Genomic DNA, 22,543 nt, shown 5'->3' with positions numbered 1-22,543 from the left:
CCAGATCTTGGCTCCGCACGTTTAATCACCGCTTGAGGACGCCCACACAAGGGCGTCCTCGTCGCTTATCTTTGTTTGATAAAGCCCGTGTATCCCATCAAAGCATCGTAGCGGCTATTTTGCATGTGAAGACCTAATGAATGCTCGTGCCTCAAAAGGTCGCAGTAGCAGTGAGTGTGCGTCAGTAGCAGTATCGGGGTAGTTACCGATAAGAACATCAAAGCCGTTGAATAGATCGGTCGACACGGAACTGACCTCTTGATCAGAGAAGTTTGCAAAAACCAATACACGGCAGTCGTTCAGAGTGCGTTCATAGGCGATGATGTTCTCGCCGGCAGTATCGATGAAGTGAACATCACCCTCGCTGATGACGGGATGGGCTTTCCTGATGGCAATGAGCTGCCGGTAGAAGGAGAATACCGAGTCGGGGTCATCAACTTCCGCGGCGGCGTTAATGGTCGTATGGTTTTCAGGAATTCCAATCCATGGTGTTCCGGAAGTGAACCCCGCGGTTTTTGTCGCGTCCCACTGAACCGGGGTGCGACTGTTGTCGCGGGAGCGCTCGGAGACGATATGAAGCGCTTCCTCGGGTGAGTATCCCTGGTTCTGAAGAATCGTAAAGTAATTAAGAGACTCCACATCGCGATACTGTTCGATAGTAGTGAAGTCCGCATTCGTCATGCCTAACTCTTCTCCCTGGTAGATATAGGGAGTTCCGCGCAGAAGGTGTGTGGTGACAGCAAGCAGCTTGCTGGATTTTTCCCAGTAGTGCACGGTATCGCCAAAGCGAGAATTTGGTCGCGGCTGGTCATGATTGGCCCAGAAAAGTGCGTTCCAGCCTCCGCCAGCTGTCATGTGCTCCTGCCATGATTTCAGCAGATTGCGCAGCTCGTTGATGTCCGGCTCCTTGAGTGCCCACTTTTCGCCGTTGAGATAATCAACCTTAAGATGATGAAACGAAAATACCATGGCAAGTTCATGATCGGCAGGATTAGAATAGCGAATACAGTTTTCAATAGAGGTGGAGCTCATTTCCCCGACGGTCATCAGTCCATCGATGCCGCTTTTCTCCACAAGTTCCTGCAGGTATTCATGGACATGCGGGCCGTCCGTATAAAAACGTCGGCCGTCTCCCAAGGTGTCATCTTCAAGGATATCCGGCTTGGAAATAACATTAATTACGTCGAAGCGAAAACCGTCAACGCCCTTATCGCGCCAAAAGCGCACTACGTCAGCGAGCTCTGCGCGGACCTCCGGATTGTCCCAGTTGAGATCGGCCTGTGAAGTGTCATAGAGATGCAGGTACCACTTGTGAAGTGAGGGGACCCACTCCCAGGCGCTTCCCCCGAACTTGGATTGCCAGTTGGTTGGCGGCGTGTCAGGTTCGCCATCGACGAACTTGTAGTAGGCAAGATATTTGGAATCGCCGGCAAGCGCTCGCTGAAACCATATGTGATCGGTCGAGGTGTGATTGAAGACCATATCGAGCATCAGCTTGATGCCATGCTTTTTTGCCTCGGCCGAGAGCTCGTCAAAGTCTGCCATAGTACCAAAGAGAGATTCGATGTTGCGATAATCTGCGACATCGTAGCCATTGTCATGTTGCGGAGAAACAAAAAACGGCGTAATCCAAAGGTAATCGATACCAAGTTTTTGCAGGTAGTCAAGACGCTGCGTGATGCCACGGAGATCTCCTATACCGTCGCCGTTTGAGTCCTGAAAGGAGCGGACATAGATCTGGTAGGCGACCTTGGTACCGAGAAATTCGGCGCGTGCGCTCGTGATCTCAGGGGCGGCTGTTGTTTTGGGTGACTGCTCTGACATAGTCGCTTCTTTCATGTGTGGTTTTAGATGCGGTTGCGCGAGACCTGTCAAACCCATCGGGCTCGGCAGGTCTCGCGATAATGGCGTGCGACAATTGTAGTTACGCTTAGGACGCAACTTTAGTACGTAATGACGTCGGTCTCGTTCGCTTTGACTTGTCCGGAGGTGACGTACGCTAAATCGGTCGCCTGACCCGGCTCGGTCACGATCATAAGGACGGTATCTTTGTGTCCTGCTGCGGCCACTTTATTGCGGTCGAATGTTACCAGCGGTTGACCGCTGCGAACAATATCTCCCTGATGGACATGGCAGGAGAAACCTTCTCCTTTCATCTCGACGGTATCAAGGCCAATATGAATCAGCAGTTCAAGGTCATTGGGAAGCTTGAGCCCGACAGCGTGGCCTGTTTCTTCCATCATGACGGACACTACGCCGTCGCAGGGTGCCAAAACGCTGCCATCGGACGGTGCGATTGCAAGACCGTCTCCCATCATGCCGGCAGAAAAGACGCCATCGTTGACTTCAGCAAGCGTGAGAGCCGCTCCGTTGACGCAGGCTTTAATGGTGCCGTCAGCGACAAGATCGGCCGCGGCGGCAAGATTTTCGGCGACTGCTGCGCTTGCGACAGCGGCGTTGGCGCTCTTGTCATTGTCAGTACCGTTGGTGCTTATAGCGCTGCCGTCAGCGACTTCCTCGTTCTTATCGATACCTTGACGCTTGCCGACCATAAAGGTGAGGACAAAAGGAATGATTACGGCAATGATCATGCAGACAGCAAAGATACCGATAAATTCGGGACGAATCGAGAGGACGCCTGGCAGGCCGCCGACACCGATGGAGAGGGCGTTGACGCCGAAAGCGGTACAAACGCCTCCCGCGATGGAGCTGCCGATCATGGCGCATACGAAGGGGAAGCCATACTTGAGGTTGACGCCGAACATTGCAGGTTCGGTAACGCCCAGGTAGCAGGAGATAATAGAGGGAATATTGACCTGCTGGGCATTCTCGTCATGCTTCTGAAGTATTGACATGGCAAGAACTGATGAGCCCTGAGCAATGTTGGAAAGCGCGATCATGGGCCACAGTGGTGTGCCGTAATTGTTGGAGCTTGCGATGAGCTGCATGTCAACGGCGTTGGACATATGGTGCAGGCCGGTGATGACAAGGGGAGCGTATACGGCGCCAAAAACAAGGCCAAAGAGCCAGGCAAGCGGGCTTGTGATGCCGGCAAGAACGATATTGCCAATCCAAGAACCGAGGGTCCAGCCAATGGGGCCGAGTACAAAGTGGGCGGCCATGACGGCAAGCAGAAGCGAGCAGAACGGCACCACAATCATCTGAATGACGGACGGAGTGATCTTTTTGAAGAAGCGTTCGAGGTAGTTGAAGGTGATAGCGGCGAGAATAGCGGGGATGACCTGCGCCTGATAGCCAATCATACGAACCTGAGCAAAGTCAAAATCCCAGGTATGGGTGGCCCAATCGGCGGCGGTTGCTCCCGGAACGGCGTAGGCGTTCATCAGCTGGCCGGAGATGAGGGTAAGGCCGAGCACGATGCCAAGCATCGGGGTGCCGCCCATCTTCCTCGTAATTGACCAGCAGATTCCAACGGGGATGCCGGCGTGGAAGACTGCTTCGCCAATCAGCCAGAGGAAGTTGTACACGCCAGTCCAAAAGACGGAAAGCGACGCTAGCGTCTGGTTGCCTTCAGGTCCGAAGTAGGGCATCTCGCCAAGGACGTTGCGGAAACCCAAGATAAGACCGCCGGTAATGATGGCGGGGATAAGAGGAGCAAATACTTCAGCAATGGCTCCCATAGCTTGCTGCAGGATGTTGGTATTTCCAAGAGCAGCGGATTTGACATCTTGCTTTGAAGCCTCGCTTATGCCGGAAATGCCGACGAAGACGTCGTAAAAGTCTGCAACGTCGTTACCGATAATGACCTGGAATTGGCCTGCCTGCGTGAAACTGCCTTTCACCAATGCAAGTTTTTCAATAGCAGGAACATCGGCCTTAGAAGGATCCTTGAGGGCAAAACGTATGCGGGTCATGCAATGCGAAGCCGCCGCGATGTTATCCTTGCCGCCAACGAGCTTGAGGAGCTCCCGAGCATCATGGTCGTACTTTGCCATTTTTCCTCTTTTCCTCGCACGTATTGTGAATACGAAGGAGCCGAAATGTAGTTTACTGGGGGTCTGTTTTTACTGAGACCCGCCAGGTCTTTTTCGCTCAAGCGCATCACAAACTTATGCAAATAAGTAAGAACATCGTAGCGCTTCTCTGTCTGAAAATAAAAAATTGAAAGACTCGATACTGTAAGCGTTGCAAAATCGCCCCTCAGCGTCTTATGCAGATTATTTGGATAAGTAGGTGCTATGCTGTTTACCGCATGCGCAAGTCTGAAAGAACTGCAACTAAATAGCATTGGGGATATGTATGAGAACAATTTATGATGAAATTTATCGCGATCTTTTAACAAAGATTGAGCAAGGAGTATATCCCTATCAGTCGCTGATTCCTTCTGAGGCCACTCTGACCAAGGAATATGCCTGCTCGCATAATACCTTGAGAAAAGCGATCGCCCTTTTGAGCCAACAGGGAGCGCTGCAGCCAGTGCATGGCAAGGGAGTTCGCGTTATTTATCAGAAACGGCCGCGCGCCTTGTTTGAGCTGGGTGGTATAGAAACTTTCAAAGAAGCCGCTCAGCGCAACGATCTTGATGCCAAAACAAAGGTAGTGACGTTTGAGCGCGTTACGGCTGATGCCGAGCTGGCGGCACGTACCGGTTTTGAAGAAGGAGCCAATCTCTACTATGTGGTTCGTGTCCGGATAATTAACGGTAAGGCTCTGATTTTGGACTACAACTACTTTCTTGCCGAGCTTGCAGCCAACCTTACGGAGGATAAGGCGAGACGCTCTATCTATGAATACCTCGAAAATGAACTCGACATGCAAATCGCAACTAGCAAACGAACCGTTACCGTGGAGCGGGTGACAGCGGAAGATCGGCGTTTTCTTGACCTTGACAGCACTGATTATCTTGCGGTTGTGACAGGGCAGACATTTGACAGCTATGGCAGAATGTTTGAGTTTACGCAGTCAAGGCACCGGCCGGACTACTTCTCGTTTTTTACCGTAGCGCGACGCGAGGTATAGCAATGCTAAAACGAGTTCCTACACCTTCTCGCGAAAGCACGTCAATAGAGCCGTCATGACTGTCGACAATCCACTTTGCAATAGATAATCCGAGGCCGGAACCATCGTTGCTTTTAGCACGGGCATTATCGGCTCGCCAGAATCGCTCGAAAATGTGAGCGACTGCCGCTTCAGATATGCCCATGCCCTCATCTTCTATCGATACCTGCACGTTCTTCTCGTCATAGGAGATATTAAAGGTAATGGGCGTTTTGGCGGGTGAATAACGGGCGGCGTTTTGAACAATGATACGCAGAGACTGTTTGAGCATCGCGATGTCGCCGACTGTTTGGTAGCGGTTGTCGGCAAGCGCTGATTTGTCAAACCCCAGTACATAGTGATGGCTGGCGTCAATCATGTCTGATTCTTCCCATACCTCAAAGGCAAGCTGCGCGAAATTCAAGGGAACCCTGGTAAGCGTATTTCTGCCCGCGTCGCCGCGTGCAAGGAAGAGCAGCTGCTCGACAAGGTCGTGCATGTGTTCGCTTTCCGATTTGAGCGCGGCGATTGATTCGTCCAGCACGGCTTCGTCGGTCTTGCCCCATCGGTCAAGCATGTCGGTATACCCTCGGATAACCGCGATAGGCGTGCGCAGTTCATGGCTGGCGTCGTTGACGAAGCGCATCTGCTGAAGTTTCGCCTCCTGCATCTGGTGCAGGAGTTTATTGAGAGCGATTTCAATGCTGGCCAGGTCTTCATTGCCGGTGTGAATTTGGGGCGAATCAACACTTGCCCGTTCGATAGCCTGTTCCAGGCTTTCCATTTTACCGTGGCTGAGCGAAGCGCCGTCTGTCGAAGCGTTGGGGTGAACGCTGGCGAGAAGATCGGCGTTGCCGAGCTTTTCTGCTTTGAGCGCAAGGGTGTTTAAGGGGAGCAGGGCTCGTTTGACGCGGCGCGTGTCATTGAAATAGTGCAGGAGATCCAAGAGTTCCCAGATAAGAACGGCTGCGTAAAGAGGCCAGAGGGCAATGAGATCTTTTCCAAGCTCAAACGCTGTAACGCTTGAGTCAGGACCGTGGACGATATAGCGGACAGTGGAAAAGCTACTGAGCGTGTTGGGGAAGGTAAGGGAGATCGCGTGATAGCGCGCGGGAAAAAATCCGAAGGTAAAGGTATCTTGCGGCAGGCTCTTGTTATACGAATACACGAGGATGAGCGCCACACAGGCAAAAAGCAGCAGGTTAAAGAAGAGGTAATTGAGCAGTTTGCGCCACCAAAAACCCCAGCTGATGGAACGAGCGGTTGAAGATTCGGAGCGGCTGGTTGAGCGCGTCTTCACCAGGTTCTTTGCCCATTTTCCTATCCGCTTACGTTTCTCTGATGACATATCCCACTCCGCGGACAGTGCTGATGAGTTTGATGTTGTAGCGGTCGTCAAGCTTGGCGCGCAGGTGGGCGATATGTACGTCAACGTTGTTGGTATCGCCTATAAAATCGTAGCCCAGGGCGCCGGACGCGATGCGCTCGCGGCTCATAACAACGCCGGCATGCTCCATAAGCATGTGCAGAACTTCAAACTCTTTGTTGGTAAGTTCTACGGAATCGTGGCCCACGCATACCTCACGGCGATCCACATCGAGGGTAACTCCCCTCATCGTAAAGGAGTTGGTTGCCGGAGCCTCAGGCGCTGAATGAGAGGAATCGCTAGTCGCGTCATGGTGTTTGAGCGCTACACGAATGCGGGCGAGAAGTTCCTCAATGGCAAAAGGCTTTGTGAGGTAATCGTCAGCGCCCGCGTCCAGTCCGGCAACTTTGTCCATGACAGAATCACGTGCGGTCAGCATGATGGTGGGCGTGTTCTTCTCGCGGCGAATCCGCCTCAGGACTTCAAGACCGTTAAGCTGGGGAAGAAGAATATCAAGCAGGATGAGGTCATACTCGGTTGAGAGCGCCATTTCAACGCCGGTTCTGCCGTCCAGCGCCTTATCCACCTCATAGTCCTCATGCGTTAGTTCGAGTTCTATGAAACGGGCGATCTTTTCTTCATCCTCAACGATAAGTATCCTGGTCATATAAGCACCTAGATGTCCCGATTTGTTTTTGCCATTGTAACCCCCTCGGGCGCCACGCCTTCCTAGTCGTTTACGGTAACGTCTTTCTTAATGGTTTCAGCGGCGTCGGCTACTTTGTCCATGGCGTCGTTGACATCGACCGTGACCGGATGCGCTCCCTTGATGTGATAGCGCATATCAAAAAAGAGGCCGATGATGAGCAGCCAAATGGTGAATCCCCAAATAAAGAGGCCGATGATGGGGATAATGACAGGCATGGTTATGATTTGCTCGCCATGGCGCGTAGCAATAAATTTGGTTTCGACACCTTTGTTCAGCAGTTTTTTGAAACCTCCCCAAGCTGAGTCTACATGCTGAGAAAACTCTGATTTTTTGCTGGATGCCTGGTAGGCCGCTTGCGCCTCTTTCATCTCCGGTGAGACCTCCGGTTGCGCATTGGCTTCGGTGGTGTAGCTCGTTGCTTGCTGAGCCGTCTTGCCCTGTTTTTCAAGCCAGATGATAGCGTCGAGTACGTTGTCACCGCAGGCATCAAGAGCTGCCTTGGCATCCCCATAGCTCACAGCGCACTTCTCGCGAATGAACTCTACTTTTTCTAGTTTCTCCATGATGATCGTCCTTCCGACGACACGAAGACGCCCTTCGTCTTCGTCTTGCTTCATGGTGACCTAGTAAGCTTAACCAATTCTTGAGACTTGATTAAGCTTGCATAATAATTCTCTCACGGTTTTCTTGTGAGCTATAGAAGCAAAGCAGTCGGACCAGCGTCTGCCAAGAAGTTCATGAAAAAGCTGCTGGATACTATGGGTCTTTTAGAGGAAAACCCCTTACTTGGGCCTCTTCATCACGATGCTGATTTGCGCCGGCTCGGATACCGCAAGTTGTTCTGCGATGAGTATGTCTGCATCTACAGCGTTGTGGAAGGGTATGCGGTAGTCCTCAGAGTGTTTCATGGGTCTGAATTCTACAAGATACGCCTGTAGGCTGAGGATGTAGATTACAAGAGACGCGAGAGAAAACACCCCGAGAAGGTCGACCTTCTCGGGGTGTTGTTGTCAAGCAGTTCACATGTGCGCTCGGTAACGTTTGCGTTGCGCCGTGGGCCTACTTTTTGTACGAATAGAAGCCCTTGCCGGCGTTAATGCCCAGCTCTCCTGCATCAATCTTCTCTTTAAGAAGTGTAACAATGCGGTTTTCGAGTGTGCCTTCCTGCTGAGCCTTAGGATTGAGCATACCAACGTTATAAGCGGTCGTAAGGCCGATGATGTCTAAAATCCTGAACGGTCCTGCCGGAGCGCCGGTACCAATCATCCATGCCTTGTCGATGTCCTCCGGCGAACCTACGCCACCTGCCCAAAGACCCTCGGCTGCTGATAGCAAGGGAACGAGCATTGAATTCAAGAGATAGCCAGGCTGCTCTTTCAATACTTTGACAGGAATCATACGGATGCTTGCGGCAAACGCTACCACCAGATCGAAATTTTCCTGTGCGGTATCTGCGTGTCCCATGACTTCCGCAAGCGGGTTCTTCCAGATTTCGTTGGCAAAGTGCAGCGCGAGGTACTTTTCTGGACGGCCAGTGTATGTTGAAAACATGCTGGGAATCATGGTTGAGCTGTTTGTCGCGACAACGGTCTTCTCGGGCAGATGCTTTGCGAGCTCGGTATAAAACGCGATTTTCTGCTTTGGCTCTTCGGCGACGGATTCAATGACAAAATCGGCATCGTTGAATGCTTCGTTCCAGTCAACGGTAAGCTTCAGATGAGCGTATACCTTTTCAACCTGCTCCTTAAGCTCATCGAGTTTCTCTGCAGTAATCTCTTCCTGAGCGACAAGACCGTACGCGTACGCGCTTGGATTGGTTTTGAGAGCCTCAAGGGTATTCAGATAAATCTCCTTAAGACGATCAATCTTGGGCTGCGCGCGACCAATCGACGCGTCGGTGCGAAGCCAAATGGTGGTGTCGTATCCCATGTATGCCGTCTGAAAAGCGATTTGGCTGCCAAGGACGCCTCCGCCGGCAACAGTTACCTTTTTTACGTTTGAAATATCCATCGGACTGTCCTTCCTCCCTTGAAGAGACGATGTCTTACGTTCGTTCTCATATACCCCATGAGAGTCTGAAAAGTCAGATTCTGCGAAGGTATTCCGCGACCGTGATAGTAACAAACGTGAACGGCAGGGCTGACGCGGCGAGAAGCCCCTTAGAAATTGACATGTCGGCTGCTTGCTGTCACGCTTTTGTTCAACGAAACAGTTAAATGAAACAGCTCAACGAAACGTGTACCAAAAATGACGGAGGCAACATGATTGACGGAACATATGACATAACGGCCGAAACTCCCATGGGTCCGAAGACGGGCACCGCGATTTTGCATGCTGAGGATGAAACTCTTACGGGAACTATGAGTGCTCTTGGTATGGAACTTGCTATTGAGAACGGCCGCGTGCAAGGCGATTCGTTTACCTTTGGCGGAAACGTAGCGACCTTTGTGGGGCCTGTTGTATTTACCTGCGGAGGCCGTGTGCGAGGCGACACTATCGAAGGTATTGTTCATGCCGCCGGACGTGACTTTGCCTTCAGAGGTACGCGTAAGGGCGCATAGCTGAGCTTGTCGACGCGCCGTGAGAGCCCCTTTAGAGCACCTGGAGCAAGCCATACATAAAAGCTATGGACTCAATGAGTTGGATGTTTTGTAGCTTTTACCGATTTTTGAAGATATTACTTGCCTTCTTCTCGAAGCGGTATGACACTATCAAATAGTTATCATTGGCTAACTTTTGATAGTCGGCTTCAGAATCGCAGTGTCTGTCAATGACTGCCATAAAGACAGACGTTTGATGTTGAAACCGGTTGCAGGGAGGCAATATGGATGCACAAGAGGTTGTGCAGGGGGAGACTGTGCAAAACCCCCAACAAAATTCCGGACAGCAGAAGGAAGAGACTGCAAATCAGCAGCCTCAAGTAAATCCCGTAGCCGTACTGCTTGAGTGGTCAGACAGAAAGGGTACCTACGCGTTCTCCGTTCTTCTCGCCATTATTGGCGTTATGGGGAGCATGGTGCCGTATGTCGTTGCCGGCACTATGGTGGTCGGCATTTTTAACGGCGTTCGGGATTGGTCATTTTACCTGCAGTGGGGTCTTATCGCTGCCGTAGGCTATATCGTGCAGATTATCTTCCATCATTTTTCGACAACGGTTTCCCACATTGCGACGTTTGCTACTATCGCAAATCTGCGCGTTCGTCTTGCGCAGAAGCTCACACGTGTTCCTATGGGATACGTGCTGGATACTCCGTCAGGCACGCTTAAGCGCTTGCTTGTTGAGAAAATAGACAGTATTGAAACAACGCTTGCTCATGCCGTTCCCGAGCTGACGTCAAACCTCACCGTTGTTCTTGCGGTCTTTATATATCTGGCGATTCTTGACTGGCGCCTGGCTCTTGCCACGCTGCTGACTATCGTCGTGGGCTTGGGCTGCCTGGCAGGCATGATGAAAGACTACGCGTTCTGGTATCAAAATACCATTACCACCGGCAAAGAGATGAACAACGCCTCGGTTGAGTATGTTTCGGGCATTGAGGTCATTAAGGCGTTCGGCCAGTCGGCAAGTTCCTACGAAAAGTTCTCAAAGGCGGTGTACGCTTCCGCACATGCTTTTATCGACTGGATGAGCCACTGCCAAATTTGGCAGGACGCTATGCTTTCTGTCGCTCCCGCGACATTGGTGACGGTACTGCCGCTGGGATGCCTCTTTGTTATGCAGGGTACGCTTTCGCCTTCAACGTTTGTTATGTGCGCGGTGTTGTCGCTTGGCGTCTTTCAACCTTTGTATGCCGCGATGAGCTTTGGCGATTCGCTTGCCCAGGTTGGAACAATCGTTGAGGAGATTTCAGAGGTACTGAACTACCCCGACCAAAAGCGTGCCGAGAAGCCCTGCGCGCTTGAAGGTACTGACATTGTGCTCACTGATGTTCATTTTGCCTACGATACCGATGAGGTCATTCACGGCATCGATCTTACGGTTGCATCCGGCCAGGTAACGGCATTCGTTGGCCCCAGCGGTTCCGGTAAGTCGACCCTCGCGCGCCTTGTTGCGGGATTCTGGGATCCCACTGAAGGTTCGGTTTCTATCGGAGGAAAGGATATCCGCATGCTGGCAGCGTCCCAGCTTGCTGACCTTGTGGCCTATGTTGATCAAGACAGTTACCTTTTTGATGAAACTATTATGGACAACATCCGGATGGGCCGCAAAGGCGCTACGGACGATGAGGTTATCGCGTGCGCTAAGGCATCCGGGTGTCACAACTTTATACAGTCGCTTCCTGACGGCTATCAAACAGTTGTAGGAGGCTCGGGTGGTCATCTGTCGGGCGGCGAGCGCCAGCGCGTAGCTATCGCGCGTGCGATGCTCAAAAACGCACCAATCATCTTACTTGACGAGGCTACGGCGTATGCGGACCCCGAGTCGGAAGCTGAAGTCGAGTCTGCGGTAGCAAAACTTGTAGCTGGCAAAACGCTCGTAGTCATTGCGCATCGCCTTTCGACTGTGCAAAACGCCGACAAGATCGTGGTTGTCAACGACGGACGCATCGAGGCTCAAGGCACTCATGACCAGCTGATGGATACCTGTCCGCTCTATGCGACTATGTACCGCGCACATATGGGCGCACTTGACGAGGCTTAACGAAAGGGGCTGCCGATGCTTTCTGTTTTGAAAATGTACTTCCAATTTGGAAGTGCGTATCGTGACAGGCTCTACAAGGGCCTCCTGTTTACCATTTTGTGCTGCCTGTTTGAGGGCCTGCAGATAACCGCGCTCTGGATAGTCTTTAGCGCGTTGACTGCCGGGACGCTTTCGGGTCAGACAGCTCTTCTCGCCCTAGGAGTTATGGGCATCAGCATTGCGGGGACCTTTGTGTGTTCGCACTTCAAGAGCGAGAATTTTTGCGACGCCAACTTCAGCATGGCAGGTAAAAAACGCGCCGAGGTCGGGGATACGCTGCGCCATTTGCCCATGGGTTATTTCAACGAGAACAGCCTTGGTGAAGTGACGTCAATTATGACCAACCAGCTTGACGCTATGCAAAATCTTGGTGGCCTTTTGTATATGACCATCGTTGGTGGCTTGGTGTTTTCCCTGATTGTTGTCATCTTTTTGTGCGCGCTTGACTGGCGCCTTGGCCTTATGGCTGCCGTGACGCTGGCGCTCTTTTGTCTGAGCATGGAACTTTTGCAAAGCTATGTACGCGTGACGGCTGAAAAATTTTCTGCAGCCAACACCGCTCTTGTAAGCGCGGTGCTTGAATATGTGCGTGGTATCAGCGTAGTGCGCGCGTTTTCTCTTGTGGACGATGCGGAAGGCAAACTTGCGCATACCGTTGATGATTGCCGAGCCCAGGCTTTAGCCCTTGAGTTTAAGGCGCTGCGCTTCTCGATTTTGCAGATGGTGGTTTCTAAGGCCACAAGCGTTGTCATGTGCCTGATGTCTGTATGGCTGTGGCTCTCCGGCAGCCTCGCTACGGCTACCTGCCTGACCGTAGTGGTGGTATCGTTTATGCTGTTCAGTCGCCTAGAGGCGGCCGGACGCTTTTCGGCGATTCTTCGCAATATCGAAATTGCTATGGAGCAGACAAATGAACTTCTCGCCACGCCTCCCATGGATGAGGGCGCGGCCATCGAGAAGGCCGATGCCTTTGACATCGAAGTGTCCGATATTACCTTTGGCTATGATGACCGCCGCATCCTCGATGGCGTAAGTCTTTCTATTCCTGCAGGCACTTCATGTGCTATCGTGGGTCCTAGCGGGTCCGGTAAAACAACGCTAGCCCGTCTGATTGAGCGTTTTTGGGATGTAGATTCCGGCAAAGTCACCTTGGGAGGACACGATGTGCGTGACTACAAGGTTGATTCGCTGTTGCAGAATTTCTCCACCGTTTTCCAAGGCGTTTTCCTGTTTGACGACACTATTGAAAACAATATCAAGTTTGGTAGCCCTGAGGCGACGCATGAGCAGGTGGTAGAAGCCGCTCGCCGTGCCTGTTGTGAGGAGTTTATACAGGCGTTGCCCAACGGCTATGAGACGCGGCTGGGAGAGAGTGGCTCTTCGCTTTCCGGTGGTGAGCGTCAGCGTCTTTCCATCGCTCGCGCCATTCTGAAGGATGCGCCGATTGTGGTGCTTGATGAGGCAACAGCCAATGTTGATCCTGAAAATGAGCTGGAGCTTCAGCGCGCCATTGCTGAGCTTACGCAGTCAAAAACGGTCATCATGATTGCTCACCGTTTAAAGACAGTGCGCAACGCCGACCAAATACTGGTGCTTGACCATGGACATATCGTGCAGCGCGGTACCCATGAATCGCTTATGGCGGAAGGTGGCCTCTACGCTGACTTTGTCAATATGCGCGAGAAGACCGTCGGCTGGAAGATTGCCTAAAGATTGGCGAAGGATAGGATTTCGGTTAAGACGATGCCTGCAAGTAAGCGTGCTTGCAGGCATCAGTTTTAGTGAAAGGCAGTTTCTCGGTGTGCAAAGTTTTGATGATATACATGGGTTACAGCAGTGAGCCATGCCGTCGTATGTATATTGTCTTGACGATGCTGATAAGAATCAGATAGCCAAGCATAAGCGCTAAAAGCCAGCCGAAAAAGACTACCGGTAGACGAACTAGACCGAGGGCAGTAGATACTACAGGCAGGAAAGGCAGTGCACTGACCGCTGCGATGCCAATAATCGTAAGCGCTGTCAGGGCTGCAGAGGGGCGGCTTTGAATGAAAGGCAGTTTCTCGGTGCGTAAAGCGTGCAGGACAAACGTCTGGGTCCACATGGATTCTATGAACCAGCCTGTCTGAAATGACGCGATAAAAAGAGTTTGGGCGGCGAGAGCGCCGGAGGCGGTCAGTTCTGCCCAGGTGCCACCTGAAAGGGCCGGGGAGATGATAAAGAACATGAGCGCGAAGGTGAGTATGTCAAAGATGGAACTTACCGGTCCTATCCAGAGCATAAAGCCTGTAATGGAGCGGGCTTCCCATGAGCGGGGCTTTGCCAAAAAGCTCTCATCAACCGTATCCCAGGGAATTGCGATGCAGGTCAGCGTATAAGCAAGTCCCAAGAGCAAGAGCTGGAGCGCGGACATAGGCAAAAACGGAAGCAGAATACTGGCAACCATAACCGAAAGAACATTTCCGAAGTTTGAACTGGCGGTTGCCTTGATGTATTTGATTGTATTGCCATAGGTACGCCGGCCTTCCTCAACACCGCTTTCAAGGACGAGAAGATCCTTCTGCAGCAGGATGATGTCAGCTGATTCCTTCGCTACATCAACGGCAGTATCCACAGAGATGCCGACGTCAGAAGCACGCATGGCAGCTGCGTCATTGATGCCGTCGCCCATAAAGCCTACGATATGGCCATTTCGGCGGAGCGCTTCAACAACACGCGCTTTCTGCATGGGAGAAAGTTTGGCAAAGAGTTGCGTCTCTTCAACCCGCTTACGGAGCGTCTGATCGGAGAGAGTTTCAATTTCTTCGCCCAAAAGAAGCACGTCGACTTTGATGCCGACTTTTTCGCAAACGGCCGCCGCGACGCCTTCATTATCGCCCGTAAGGACTTTGACGCTGACGCCCCTCTCGCCAAGCTTTTTGACAGCTTCAGCAGCGCTTGCTTTAGGCGGATCAAGAAATGCCAGATAGCCAATGAGAGTCATCTCGGACTCATCATCGACGCCAAATTCACCTACCGGCCGCGGGTCGTTCTTCTGCGCTACCGCTATGACACGCATGCCTTCGGCGTTGAGATGTTGCACGCGTCGAAGCACTTCGCGGCGCTGCGCTTCGGTCAAGGGAGACACCTCGCTGCCAAGATCAACGGAGGTGCAGACGGTGAGAATTTCCTCGACGGCGCCCTTGGTAATCATCTGGGTTCTGCCCGAGTCGTCCTTGACCACCACGCTCATACGGCGACGCTCAAAATCAAAGGGAACCTCATCGATTTTGAGGTAATCGCCGGTCAGATGGTCTATATCAGTAAGGCGCCTAGTAGCTTTGATGATGGCCTTATCGATGAGATTGCGAAGCCCTGTCTGAAAATAGCTGTTCAAAAAAGCATGGCGTAAAACGGATTCGTCCTCCTCGCCGAGAACGTTCAGATGACGCTCAAGTATGACCTCGTCTGCCGTGATGGTGCCGGTCTTGTCGGTGCAGAGGATATCGATGGCGCCGAGATTTTGAATGGCAGAAGGGCTCTTGACGATGACATCTTGTTTTGCCATCCGCGTGGCTCCGCGTGAGAGACAGGTGGTGACAATGACGGGCAACATCTGCGGCGTAATGCCGACGGCAACCGAGACGCTGAACAAAAGTGCGTCCAGCCAGTCTCCTTTCATGATGCCATTGACAAGCAGCACAATCGGGCACATGACCAGCATAAAGACGACAAGAACCTTAGAGACCGATTTCAAACCCGCATCGAAGCTTGTCTCGGCAGGCGGCTGCCTGAGCGCCTTTGAAATGCGCCCTACATAGGTCTCGTCTCCTGTGGCCACTATAACGGCGCGAGCGCTGCCTGATTGTACGGTGGTACCTGCGAGCAGCAGATTTGTGCACTCAGAGAGGGAAAGCGGATAGCGTGTTCCATCGGCTCGCCGCCGCGCGTGAACAACACCCGTCAGCTTTTCGACAGGCTCGGATTCTCCGGTCAGGGCAGCTTCGTTTACAAAGAGATCCTTGGCGTCAAGCACGCGGCAGTCGGCAGGTACCATGTCTCCGCTGGCGAGAAGCACTACGTCTCCAACGACTACCTCAGCAAAAGGGATTTCCGTGCTAAAGCTGTCGTTATCTCCGGCGGCTTCAGTATGATTGCCGGAGCCGTTGCTGTCTTTGGCAGCTGCAGCCTCATCATCGAAGCTGTCAAAGCTGATTGGCTGGCGGATTACGCATGTGGTGGCGGTAACCATCTTTGAGAGCGCCGCGGCTGCAGAAGCGCCTTTTGAACTTTGCACGAAATCAATGATGCCTGAGATGAGCACCATAACGGCAATGATGATGACCGTAGAGGGATCTTTTTCTCCGGGTGGCGCCAGCATAACGTTGGTGACATAGGAGATTGCGGCGAGCACTACCAAAATGAGTGTAAAGGGGCTTGCAAAGCTTTTGATAAATCGAATAACCGCTGGATCCTCAACGGCCTCCGAGATAGCGTTGGGACCATTGAGGTCAAGCTTGGCCTGAGCGATGTCAATCGGCAGCCCCTGGGGCGTAGTGTGTGCTTTGTGACAGACGCTGCGTTCGGAGTGGGCGGCAGCAAAGGTCAGCAGAGTTCCGAGGTCTCCGCTCGTGAGCGTACGGTTGCTGTGGTTGTGAATTGCGCGCCTGGTTGAAGACATTGCGCACCTCCGTTTCGGAGTCATGCCGAGCGTGTCGGCGTCGGCCGGTGGGTGAGAACCTGGCGCGGAACATATGCTTCACATAAGTTGTGTCGTTCTTATCGGTAAGAAACGAAGGACTGGCGGGCGAGAAGAACGCGGCAAGTTTCGCAGCGCTTTATGCCGAAGGAAAGCCACAACGCGTAAAGACGGGGCTCCGCGCTTGAACGGGGACTTCGACTGTGATCGGACATAAAGCACCTCCTTATACGGGAGATCAAACTGCCTAAAACTACCTGATAATCGATGCATAAAGACAACGCGTCCATAAGCCATTTCTGGCAGTAGCGTAGCGATATACTCTGCAAAGGTCAAGGGCTTCGCTGAGCCATTGTGATTGTGCCACGGAAGTTTTCCTGCAGCTCATTGTTCATGCTGACCATAGGAGGGCGATCAATCTTTACACGCTTGCGCTCGGAGTACGTCGCGCGGATTTGAGGTAATGGGTACGCTGCGTAAATACAGGCAGATAGACGGTCAGCTCAACAAGTGCACCTCAAGTTCCTGATAGACCGGAACCCATTTGAGGTTATGGACGGCAGCTGAGGCATCCGTGATTGGCTTGCGGTTCAACCCCTGCTTGACAGCCTCTTTAGCAACGCCTGTGGCGATACGTTCCGAGAACTCGGTGATGCGGGAAACGGGAGGCAAAACTGCGGCTCCAGGTTGTGTAGTGTCGACAATGCCGCCCAGGGAGTGAGCTGCCAAAGAAATCATCTGATCGGTTAGAAGACGTGCTTTTGAGGCGAGAACGCCAAGACCAAGACCGGGGTAGATAAGGGCGTTATTTGCCTGACCAATCTGGTAGGTGACGCCGTTGACCGTGACATCATCGGATGGAACTCCGGTGGCTACCAGCGCGCGTCCTTCGGTCCACGTAAGCACATTAAAGGCTGTGGCTTCGGCTAACTTTGTGGGGTTAGAGAGCGGGAAAATCATAGGACGCTTGCAGTGAGCGGCCATTTCTCTGACAACGTCTTCGGTAAAAGCCCCGTGGACGGTAGACGTTCCTACCATAATGGTGGGATGAACGGCGCGTACTACGTCCAGAAGCGTTGTAAGGTCAGCGTCGTCTTCAAACTCGGAGCGTTTGCGGGCGAAGGGACGCTGTTCAGGCGTCAAGGAATTCATATCGTCAAAAAGCAACCCCTGGCGGTCTACCAGGTAAAAATGCGTGCGTGCTTCTTCTCGGTCCATACCCTGGTCCACAAACTCTTGCAGAATACGATTAGCGATGCCGCAGCCTGCGGTGCCGGCGCCAAAACAGAGATAGATCTGGTCGGCGAGCTTTTCGCCGGTGATATTCAGACCGCCTAAAATACCAGCAAGGGTAACAATGCCGGTGCCTTGAACGTCATCATTAAACACGGGATAGGTATTTTTGTATTTGTCGAGCAATACGGTCGCATGACTGCGCCCGAAATCCTCAAAGTGCAGATAGAGGTTGGGGAACAGCTGTTCAGCGCAGGTGACAAAGCGGTCAACAAACTCGTAGTACTTCTCGTCATCAAAGCGTCCGTGACGCTCGCCAAGATAAAGATCGCTGTCCAAAAGTTCTTGGCGATGAGTGCCCGCGTCGATAACAACTGGAAGGACGCGGCTAGGGTCAAGACCGGCGGCCGCGGTATATACCATGAGCTTGCCAACGGAGATTTCAACGCCGTTTGTGCCCCAGTCGCCGATGCCGAGAATTGCTTCGGCGTCGGTAACCACAATGAGGTCGATATCGCGGCCGGCGGCGGCATTGACCAGCGACGCCTCGATGCTTTCGGGATGGTCAGCAGACAGGAAGCAGGCATATTGCGAATCGACGTAGCGCTCAGAGTACTTCTCGATATCGGGCGCGATGGTGGGGTCATACACCACGGGCATGAATTCCTCAAGATGCTTGGAGAAGAGGTTATAGAACAGAGTCCGGTTCTTTGAGAACAAACGCATCAGATAGTGGCGTTTAGCCTCACTATCAGCCTTTGTCGAATAGTTCTCATAGGCTTGTCTGACCTGCTCCTCAATGGTTTGAATATGTGGAGGCAAAAGTCCCACAAGGTTGTACTTTGCGCGCTCTTCAGCTGTAAAAGCTGTTCCCTTGTTCAGAAAAGGGTCGTTCAAAAGGTCAAGGCCGCGCTTCATGATGCCTCCCGACGTCGGTTTTATTTCACAACAATAGTACCTTTTGGATACGCGATATCCGCGTCTGTAGCGAGAAATACGTTGTTTCCCGCGGTCTTTGGCGTGCTGGGCCATTCCGGAATGTAGACTACATGGGCAAAAACGCTTCCAAATTCCTTAGCGACTTCAGCAAGCGGCGCTGACGTGGGGCCTTCCAAAGGGCAGCGGATGTCTGCCAGGTAAAGGCCACCCTTGCGCAGCCGCTCATGTACCAGCGCCGCTCCTTGAGCGGTCTCCATGGGGCCAAGAGGTTTTTTACCTGCAAACACCTCGTTTACGATAACAGCGAGCGAGTCAGCTTTCTCGTTTTGAAGAACCTTCCAGGCGTCGTCCGTGATGATATGCACTCTGCCACCGTGATCAGCGTTGCTTTGAGCGAGCGCTTCATCAAGAAAGAAACGCTCATGTGCAATTGCGACAATCTTGGGATCAATCTCTACGGCAGTGATATCCAGCTGAGGGCAGTGAGCGATGAGATATTTCGGGAGCGAAAATCCACCGCCTCCCAAGACGAGCACACGGTCGCGCGGCTCTTCTCGCGGCGTGGCGGTGACCTCCTCAATCAAGCGTGCCATAAGGCGATGATACTCAACTGCCAGCTCGGCGCGGAGCTGTTTGGGTGTGTAGCTTACCGACTGGTACGTTCCGTTGACATTCAGAAGGCGCACGGGAGTGTTGTCGGCGTCGACGGAGTCAAACACCATTGTGACGCCAAATTTCGTACGCGTGACATAAATGCCGCGAAGTCGAAGAACCCATAAAAACAGCAGGTAAATACCGATAATCGCAAGACAAATGATGAGCGACCAAAGTAGAAGCGCTTGTAGATCAGATGTGAGCATACTAATTCCTTGTTATTCCGTTGCTTTCTCGGTTATACTAGCGGATGCGACATCGCGCGTACGCGTGAATGAGCGATATACACTTAAATTGTCACGGAGGTAGTTCCTATGATTCTTGGTCTTGGCATTCCTGAGATCCTCATTATTCTCGTGGTCGTTCTTGTGATTTTTGGGCCGAAGAACCTTCCGAAGCTCGGCAAGTCGTTAGGTCAGACAGTCAAGTCTGTTCGCGAGGGTATGGAAGAAGATATTGACGACGACAAAGACGCCAAGAAGTCTTCCAAGAAGGAGGACGATGACGTTGATGTGGAAATCGTCGAGGACGAGAAGAAGGCCGAGTAAACGCGCTTCTCGCGCAACGCCAGACCACATCCAGTCAACCCTGCACCAGTCCTATTAACAGAAAGAATCCGATGGATACCAGCAAAGAGATTGTACTTACCCCCGAAGGTCGTCAAAAGCTTGTTGAAGAGCTCGCGTATCGCGAGGGCGAAAAGCATGACGAGATTGTAGAACGCATCAAGGAAGCCCGCGGCTTTGGTGACCTTTCCGAAAACTCCGAGTACGACGCCGCCAAGGAAGAGCAGTCGCACAACGAATCCCGCATCAATGAGATCCGTCAGATTCTCTCTGTCGCGAAAGTCGTTGAAGGCGGCAGCAAGCGCAGAATCACGGTAGCCATTGGCACTACCGTTGAGCTTGAAGACGCAAAGGGAAAGACGGCAAAGTACATTATCGTGGGCACCACCGAGACCAATTCGCTTGAACATAAGATTTCAAACGAATCACCCGCAGGAGAGGCGCTTATCGGCCATAAAAAGGGCGACAAGGTAGAATTCACCACGCCAAACGGCAAGGTGAAGAAATACACCATTACCGCAATTACCCGCTAGACCGGCCGGAACATACAAGAGTTTGCCCCGTGTCTGTCCGGCGCGGGGCTTATTTATTGAAATCCCAGGAGGATGCATGTCGGAAAACGCGCAAAACGCTGTCGAAAAGAATGGTGTTGCCGAGCAGAACAATGCCGCCGAGAAAAACAGCGCTGAAGTGTCAGTCAATGACGAGCGCGCCCAGCGCAGGGCTCGCCGCCAAGCCTTACTTGACGCCGGGATCAATCCGTATCCTATACAGTCTGAGGTTACCGCGCACGTTTCCAAACTGGAAGAACGCTACGCCGCGCTTGAGAACGGCGAGAGCACTGAAGACGAATACGCTGTTGCGGGCCGCGTCCGCGCTATTCGCAATCAGGGCAAGATTGCCTTTGTCGTTATCGAAGACCATACCGGTCAGCTGCAGCTGTTCTGCCGTATCAATAATCTCGATGAAGCAAGTTGGGATCTTCTCGGCATGCTTGATTTGGGCGATATTATCGGTGCCACCGGTACGGTGATGCGCACTCGCCGCGGCCAGCTTTCCATCGCGCCTGTTCACCTGAGGTTGTTGTCTAAGTCGCTGCACCCGCTGCCAGAGAAATTCCACGGTCTTACTGATCGCGAAGTCCGTTATCGCCAGCGCTACGTTGATCTTATTATGAATCCTGAGGTACGTGAGGTATTTCGTAAGCGCTCTCAAATCATTTCCATCATCCGCCAGCATATGGAAGACGATGGTTATATGGAGGTAGAGACTCCCGTTTTGCAGGAGATTCTCGGTGGCGCTAATGCCAAGCCGTTTATCACGCACTACAACGCCTTAAACACCGAAAACTATCTGCGCATTGCTACCGAGCTACCGCTCAAGCGTCTGATTGTTGGCGGCCTTGAGCGCGTCTTTGAGATTGGTCGTCAATTCAGAAACGAGGGTATGGATCTTACGCACAACCCCGAGTTTACCTCCATGGAAGCGTATGCTGCCTACTCTGATTTGGCCGGTATGCGCAAACTTTCTCAAGAGCTTTTCCAGGATATCGCTCGCCGTGCCTGCGGCTGCGAAGCTGGTCACGAGGTTATTACCTTCCAGGGTACCGAGATTGACCTGTCGGGTGAGTGGCGTGTGGCGCCTCTTTCAGAGATAGCGTCTGAGGTTACGGGTGAGGATCTCTCCATTGACACCCCCGTTGAGAAGTTGCGCGCTGTGCTCGACAACCATGACATTGAGTGGAATGCTGAGTGGGGGGCAGGCAAGCTCCTCTTTGAAATCTATGACGAGCTTGGCGAGAAGAGTATCGTAAACCCAACGTTTGTCTGTGATTATCCGGCGGAGGTCTCTCCTTTGACCAAGCGCAAGGAAGATGACCCTCGTCTGACTGACCGTTTTGAGCTGGTTATTAAGGGCGCTGAATATGCAAACGCCTATTCTGAGCTTAATGACCCCGTGGATCAGGAAGAGCGTTTTGCCGCTCAAATGGAGGCCAAGCGTCAGGGTGATGATGAGGCCATGGAGTACGATTACGACTTCATCCGCGCTCTTGAGTACGGTATGCCCCCCGCAGGCGGTGTCGGTTACGGAATCGATCGCATGATTATGCTCTTCTGTGATCAGCCTTCGATTCGCGACGTTCTGCTCTTCCCGCAAATGAGACCCTCAAGGCCGAACAATACAGAAGTGCATGAGGATGCAGGAGCCAAAGAAGAGGGCGCATCTGAAACCGCGTCTGAGGCCACGTCTGAGGTCGCGGCAGAGACTGCTTCTGAGGCAAGCGGCTTCTTCGCGCCAAACGAGAAGATTGACTTCTCCGGAGTGAAAATTGAACCGTTGTTCACTGATTTTGTGGATTTTGATACGTTCAGCAAAAGTGATTTCCGCGCCGTCAAGGTCAAGGAATGCTCGGCTGTACCAAAGAGTAAGAAGCTCCTCAAGTTCGTCTTGGATGATGGAACGGATACGGACCGCGTGATTTTAAGCGGAATTCACGTTTATTACGAGCCGGACGAATTGGTTGGAAAGACTTTGATTGCTATCACAAACCTCCCGCCCAGAGCCATGATGGGTATTGATTCTTGTGGCATGCTGCTTTCTGCCGTGAACGAGCGAAACGGCGAGGAAGAACTGCATCTTCTGATGGTGGATAACCGCATTCCGGCAGGCGCCAAACTGTACTAATCCGACAGAGGCGCATCAAACTTGTACCAGAGGAGGC

The 22,543-nt window shown here is 52.4% G+C and carries 17 protein-coding genes; 8 read left to right on the top strand and 9 right to left on the bottom strand.

Features of this window, described 5'->3' with window-relative positions; genetic code table 11:
- Window positions 1-114: 114 nt before the first annotated feature.
- Both treC and treP read right to left on the bottom strand, forming a co-directional pair.
- Complete coding sequence (gene treC, locus HMPREF1527_RS06440) at window positions 115-1,824, bottom strand: alpha,alpha-phosphotrehalase (RefSeq protein WP_016477886.1); 1,710 nt, start codon at window positions 1,822-1,824, stop codon at window positions 115-117.
- Between the two features lie 119 nt (window positions 1,825-1,943).
- A complete protein-coding gene (gene treP / locus HMPREF1527_RS06435; protein ID WP_016477885.1) occupies window positions 1,944-3,956 on the bottom strand; it encodes a PTS system trehalose-specific EIIBC component in 2,013 nt (670 codons plus the stop codon).
- A 304-nt stretch (window positions 3,957-4,260) separates the two neighbouring features.
- On the opposite strand from treP, the gene treR reads away from it, so the two are divergent.
- Window positions 4,261-4,980 (top strand): trehalose operon repressor, encoded by a 720-nt coding sequence (treR, locus tag HMPREF1527_RS06430; RefSeq protein ID WP_016477884.1) that lies wholly within the window; start codon window positions 4,261-4,263, stop codon window positions 4,978-4,980.
- On the opposite strand, the gene HMPREF1527_RS06425 is transcribed toward treR, so the two are convergent.
- The 3 genes from HMPREF1527_RS06425 to HMPREF1527_RS06415 form a co-directional block, all read right to left on the bottom strand.
- A complete protein-coding gene (locus HMPREF1527_RS06425) occupies window positions 4,955-6,346 on the bottom strand; it encodes a cell wall metabolism sensor histidine kinase WalK (protein WP_016477883.1) in 1,392 nt (463 codons plus the stop codon). The two genes, treR and HMPREF1527_RS06425, sit on opposite strands and share 26 nt — an antisense overlap.
- The gene (locus HMPREF1527_RS06420; protein ID WP_016477882.1) at window positions 6,327-7,031 is read right to left on the bottom strand and encodes a response regulator transcription factor; all 705 of its coding nucleotides are present in this window, start codon (window positions 7,029-7,031) and stop codon (window positions 6,327-6,329) included. The genes HMPREF1527_RS06425 and HMPREF1527_RS06420 overlap by 20 nt, the downstream gene beginning before the upstream one ends.
- Window positions 7,032-7,093: 62 nt before the next feature.
- Complete coding sequence (locus tag HMPREF1527_RS06415; protein WP_035434169.1) at window positions 7,094-7,636, bottom strand: DUF4342 domain-containing protein; 543 nt, start codon at window positions 7,634-7,636, stop codon at window positions 7,094-7,096.
- Between the two features lie 126 nt (window positions 7,637-7,762).
- Between HMPREF1527_RS06415 and HMPREF1527_RS06410 the strand changes: the two genes are divergently transcribed.
- Window positions 7,763-8,011, top strand: a complete 249-nt coding sequence (locus tag HMPREF1527_RS06410) for a type II toxin-antitoxin system RelE/ParE family toxin (RefSeq protein WP_255344835.1) — start codon at window positions 7,763-7,765, stop codon at window positions 8,009-8,011.
- A 121-nt stretch (window positions 8,012-8,132) separates the two neighbouring features.
- On the opposite strand, the gene HMPREF1527_RS06405 is transcribed toward HMPREF1527_RS06410, so the two are convergent.
- Window positions 8,133-9,083, bottom strand: coding sequence for a 3-hydroxyacyl-CoA dehydrogenase (locus tag HMPREF1527_RS06405; RefSeq protein ID WP_016477880.1), 951 nt, complete (start codon window positions 9,081-9,083; stop codon window positions 8,133-8,135).
- A gap of 251 nt (window positions 9,084-9,334) precedes the next feature.
- On the opposite strand from HMPREF1527_RS06405, the gene HMPREF1527_RS06400 reads away from it, so the two are divergent.
- The 3 genes from HMPREF1527_RS06400 (at window position 9,335) to HMPREF1527_RS06390 (ending at window position 13,464) form a co-directional block, all read left to right on the top strand.
- A complete protein-coding gene (locus HMPREF1527_RS06400) occupies window positions 9,335-9,634 on the top strand; it encodes a hypothetical protein (RefSeq protein WP_016477879.1) in 300 nt (99 codons plus the stop codon).
- Window positions 9,635-9,897: 263 nt separating this feature from the next.
- Window positions 9,898-11,715: an ABC transporter ATP-binding protein gene (locus HMPREF1527_RS06395; protein ID WP_016477878.1), complete on the top strand. Its 1,818-nt coding sequence runs from the start codon at window positions 9,898-9,900 to the stop codon at window positions 11,713-11,715.
- Window positions 11,716-11,730: 15 nt separating this feature from the next.
- Window positions 11,731-13,464, top strand: a complete 1,734-nt coding sequence (locus HMPREF1527_RS06390; protein ID WP_016477877.1) for an ABC transporter ATP-binding protein — start codon at window positions 11,731-11,733, stop codon at window positions 13,462-13,464.
- Between the two features lie 118 nt (window positions 13,465-13,582).
- Here the strand turns inward: HMPREF1527_RS06390 and mgtA are convergent, their stop codons facing one another.
- The 3 genes from mgtA to HMPREF1527_RS06375 form a co-directional block, all read right to left on the bottom strand.
- The gene (mgtA, locus tag HMPREF1527_RS06385) at window positions 13,583-16,411 is read right to left on the bottom strand and encodes a magnesium-translocating P-type ATPase (protein WP_016477876.1); all 2,829 of its coding nucleotides are present in this window, start codon (window positions 16,409-16,411) and stop codon (window positions 13,583-13,585) included.
- Between the two features lie 516 nt (window positions 16,412-16,927).
- On the bottom strand, window positions 16,928-18,580 hold the full coding sequence (locus tag HMPREF1527_RS06380) for a malolactic enzyme (RefSeq protein ID WP_016477874.1): 1,653 nt from the start codon (window positions 18,578-18,580) through the stop codon (window positions 16,928-16,930).
- Between the two features lie 20 nt (window positions 18,581-18,600).
- On the bottom strand, window positions 18,601-19,461 hold the full coding sequence (locus tag HMPREF1527_RS06375) for a spermidine synthase (protein ID WP_016477873.1): 861 nt from the start codon (window positions 19,459-19,461) through the stop codon (window positions 18,601-18,603).
- A 108-nt stretch (window positions 19,462-19,569) separates the two neighbouring features.
- Between HMPREF1527_RS06375 and tatA the strand changes: the two genes are divergently transcribed.
- The 3 genes from tatA (at window position 19,570) to lysS (ending at window position 22,506) form a co-directional block, all read left to right on the top strand.
- Window positions 19,570-19,803 (top strand): twin-arginine translocase TatA/TatE family subunit, encoded by a 234-nt coding sequence (gene tatA / locus HMPREF1527_RS06370; protein WP_016477872.1) that lies wholly within the window; start codon window positions 19,570-19,572, stop codon window positions 19,801-19,803.
- Window positions 19,804-19,874: 71 nt separating this feature from the next.
- Entirely contained in the window at window positions 19,875-20,354 is a 480-nt protein-coding gene (greA, locus tag HMPREF1527_RS06365) for a transcription elongation factor GreA (RefSeq protein ID WP_016477871.1), read from the top strand.
- A 76-nt stretch (window positions 20,355-20,430) separates the two neighbouring features.
- Window positions 20,431-22,506: a lysine--tRNA ligase gene (gene lysS / locus HMPREF1527_RS06360; protein WP_016477870.1), complete on the top strand. Its 2,076-nt coding sequence runs from the start codon at window positions 20,431-20,433 to the stop codon at window positions 22,504-22,506.
- The last annotated feature ends 37 nt before the right edge of the window (window positions 22,507-22,543 follow it).

The organism is Atopobium sp. oral taxon 199 str. F0494 (genome assembly GCF_000411555.1).
Lineage (GTDB): Bacteria > Actinomycetota > Coriobacteriia > Coriobacteriales > Atopobiaceae > Lancefieldella.
Note: the sequence above shows the minus strand (reverse complement) of the source record. Positions and strands in the feature narration are given on the sequence as shown.

Excerpts from the sequence above, each read along its gene's own strand:
- treC (WP_016477886.1), bottom strand. The coding sequence starts at position 1,824 with ATGTCAGAGCAGTCACCCAAAACAACAGCCGCCCCTGAGATCACGAGC.
- treP (WP_016477885.1), bottom strand. The coding sequence starts at position 3,956 with ATGGCAAAGTACGACCATGATGCTCGGGAGCTCCTCAAGCTCGTTGGC.
- treR (WP_016477884.1), top strand. The coding sequence starts at position 4,261 with ATGAGAACAATTTATGATGAAATTTATCGCGATCTTTTAACAAAGATT.
- HMPREF1527_RS06425 (WP_016477883.1), bottom strand. The coding sequence starts at position 6,346 with ATGTCATCAGAGAAACGTAAGCGGATAGGAAAATGGGCAAAGAACCTG.
- HMPREF1527_RS06420 (WP_016477882.1), bottom strand. The coding sequence starts at position 7,031 with ATGACCAGGATACTTATCGTTGAGGATGAAGAAAAGATCGCCCGTTTC.
- HMPREF1527_RS06415 (WP_035434169.1), bottom strand. The coding sequence starts at position 7,636 with ATGGAGAAACTAGAAAAAGTAGAGTTCATTCGCGAGAAGTGCGCTGTG.
- HMPREF1527_RS06405 (WP_016477880.1), bottom strand. The coding sequence starts at position 9,083 with ATGGATATTTCAAACGTAAAAAAGGTAACTGTTGCCGGCGGAGGCGTC.
- HMPREF1527_RS06400 (WP_016477879.1), top strand. The coding sequence starts at position 9,335 with ATGATTGACGGAACATATGACATAACGGCCGAAACTCCCATGGGTCCG.
- HMPREF1527_RS06395 (WP_016477878.1), top strand. The coding sequence starts at position 9,898 with ATGGATGCACAAGAGGTTGTGCAGGGGGAGACTGTGCAAAACCCCCAA.
- HMPREF1527_RS06390 (WP_016477877.1), top strand. The coding sequence starts at position 11,731 with ATGCTTTCTGTTTTGAAAATGTACTTCCAATTTGGAAGTGCGTATCGT.
- mgtA (WP_016477876.1), bottom strand. The coding sequence starts at position 16,411 with ATGTCTTCAACCAGGCGCGCAATTCACAACCACAGCAACCGTACGCTC.
- HMPREF1527_RS06380 (WP_016477874.1), bottom strand. The coding sequence starts at position 18,580 with ATGAAGCGCGGCCTTGACCTTTTGAACGACCCTTTTCTGAACAAGGGA.
- HMPREF1527_RS06375 (WP_016477873.1), bottom strand. The coding sequence starts at position 19,461 with ATGCTCACATCTGATCTACAAGCGCTTCTACTTTGGTCGCTCATCATT.
- tatA (WP_016477872.1), top strand. The coding sequence starts at position 19,570 with ATGATTCTTGGTCTTGGCATTCCTGAGATCCTCATTATTCTCGTGGTC.
- greA (WP_016477871.1), top strand. The coding sequence starts at position 19,875 with ATGGATACCAGCAAAGAGATTGTACTTACCCCCGAAGGTCGTCAAAAG.
- lysS (WP_016477870.1), top strand. The coding sequence starts at position 20,431 with ATGTCGGAAAACGCGCAAAACGCTGTCGAAAAGAATGGTGTTGCCGAG.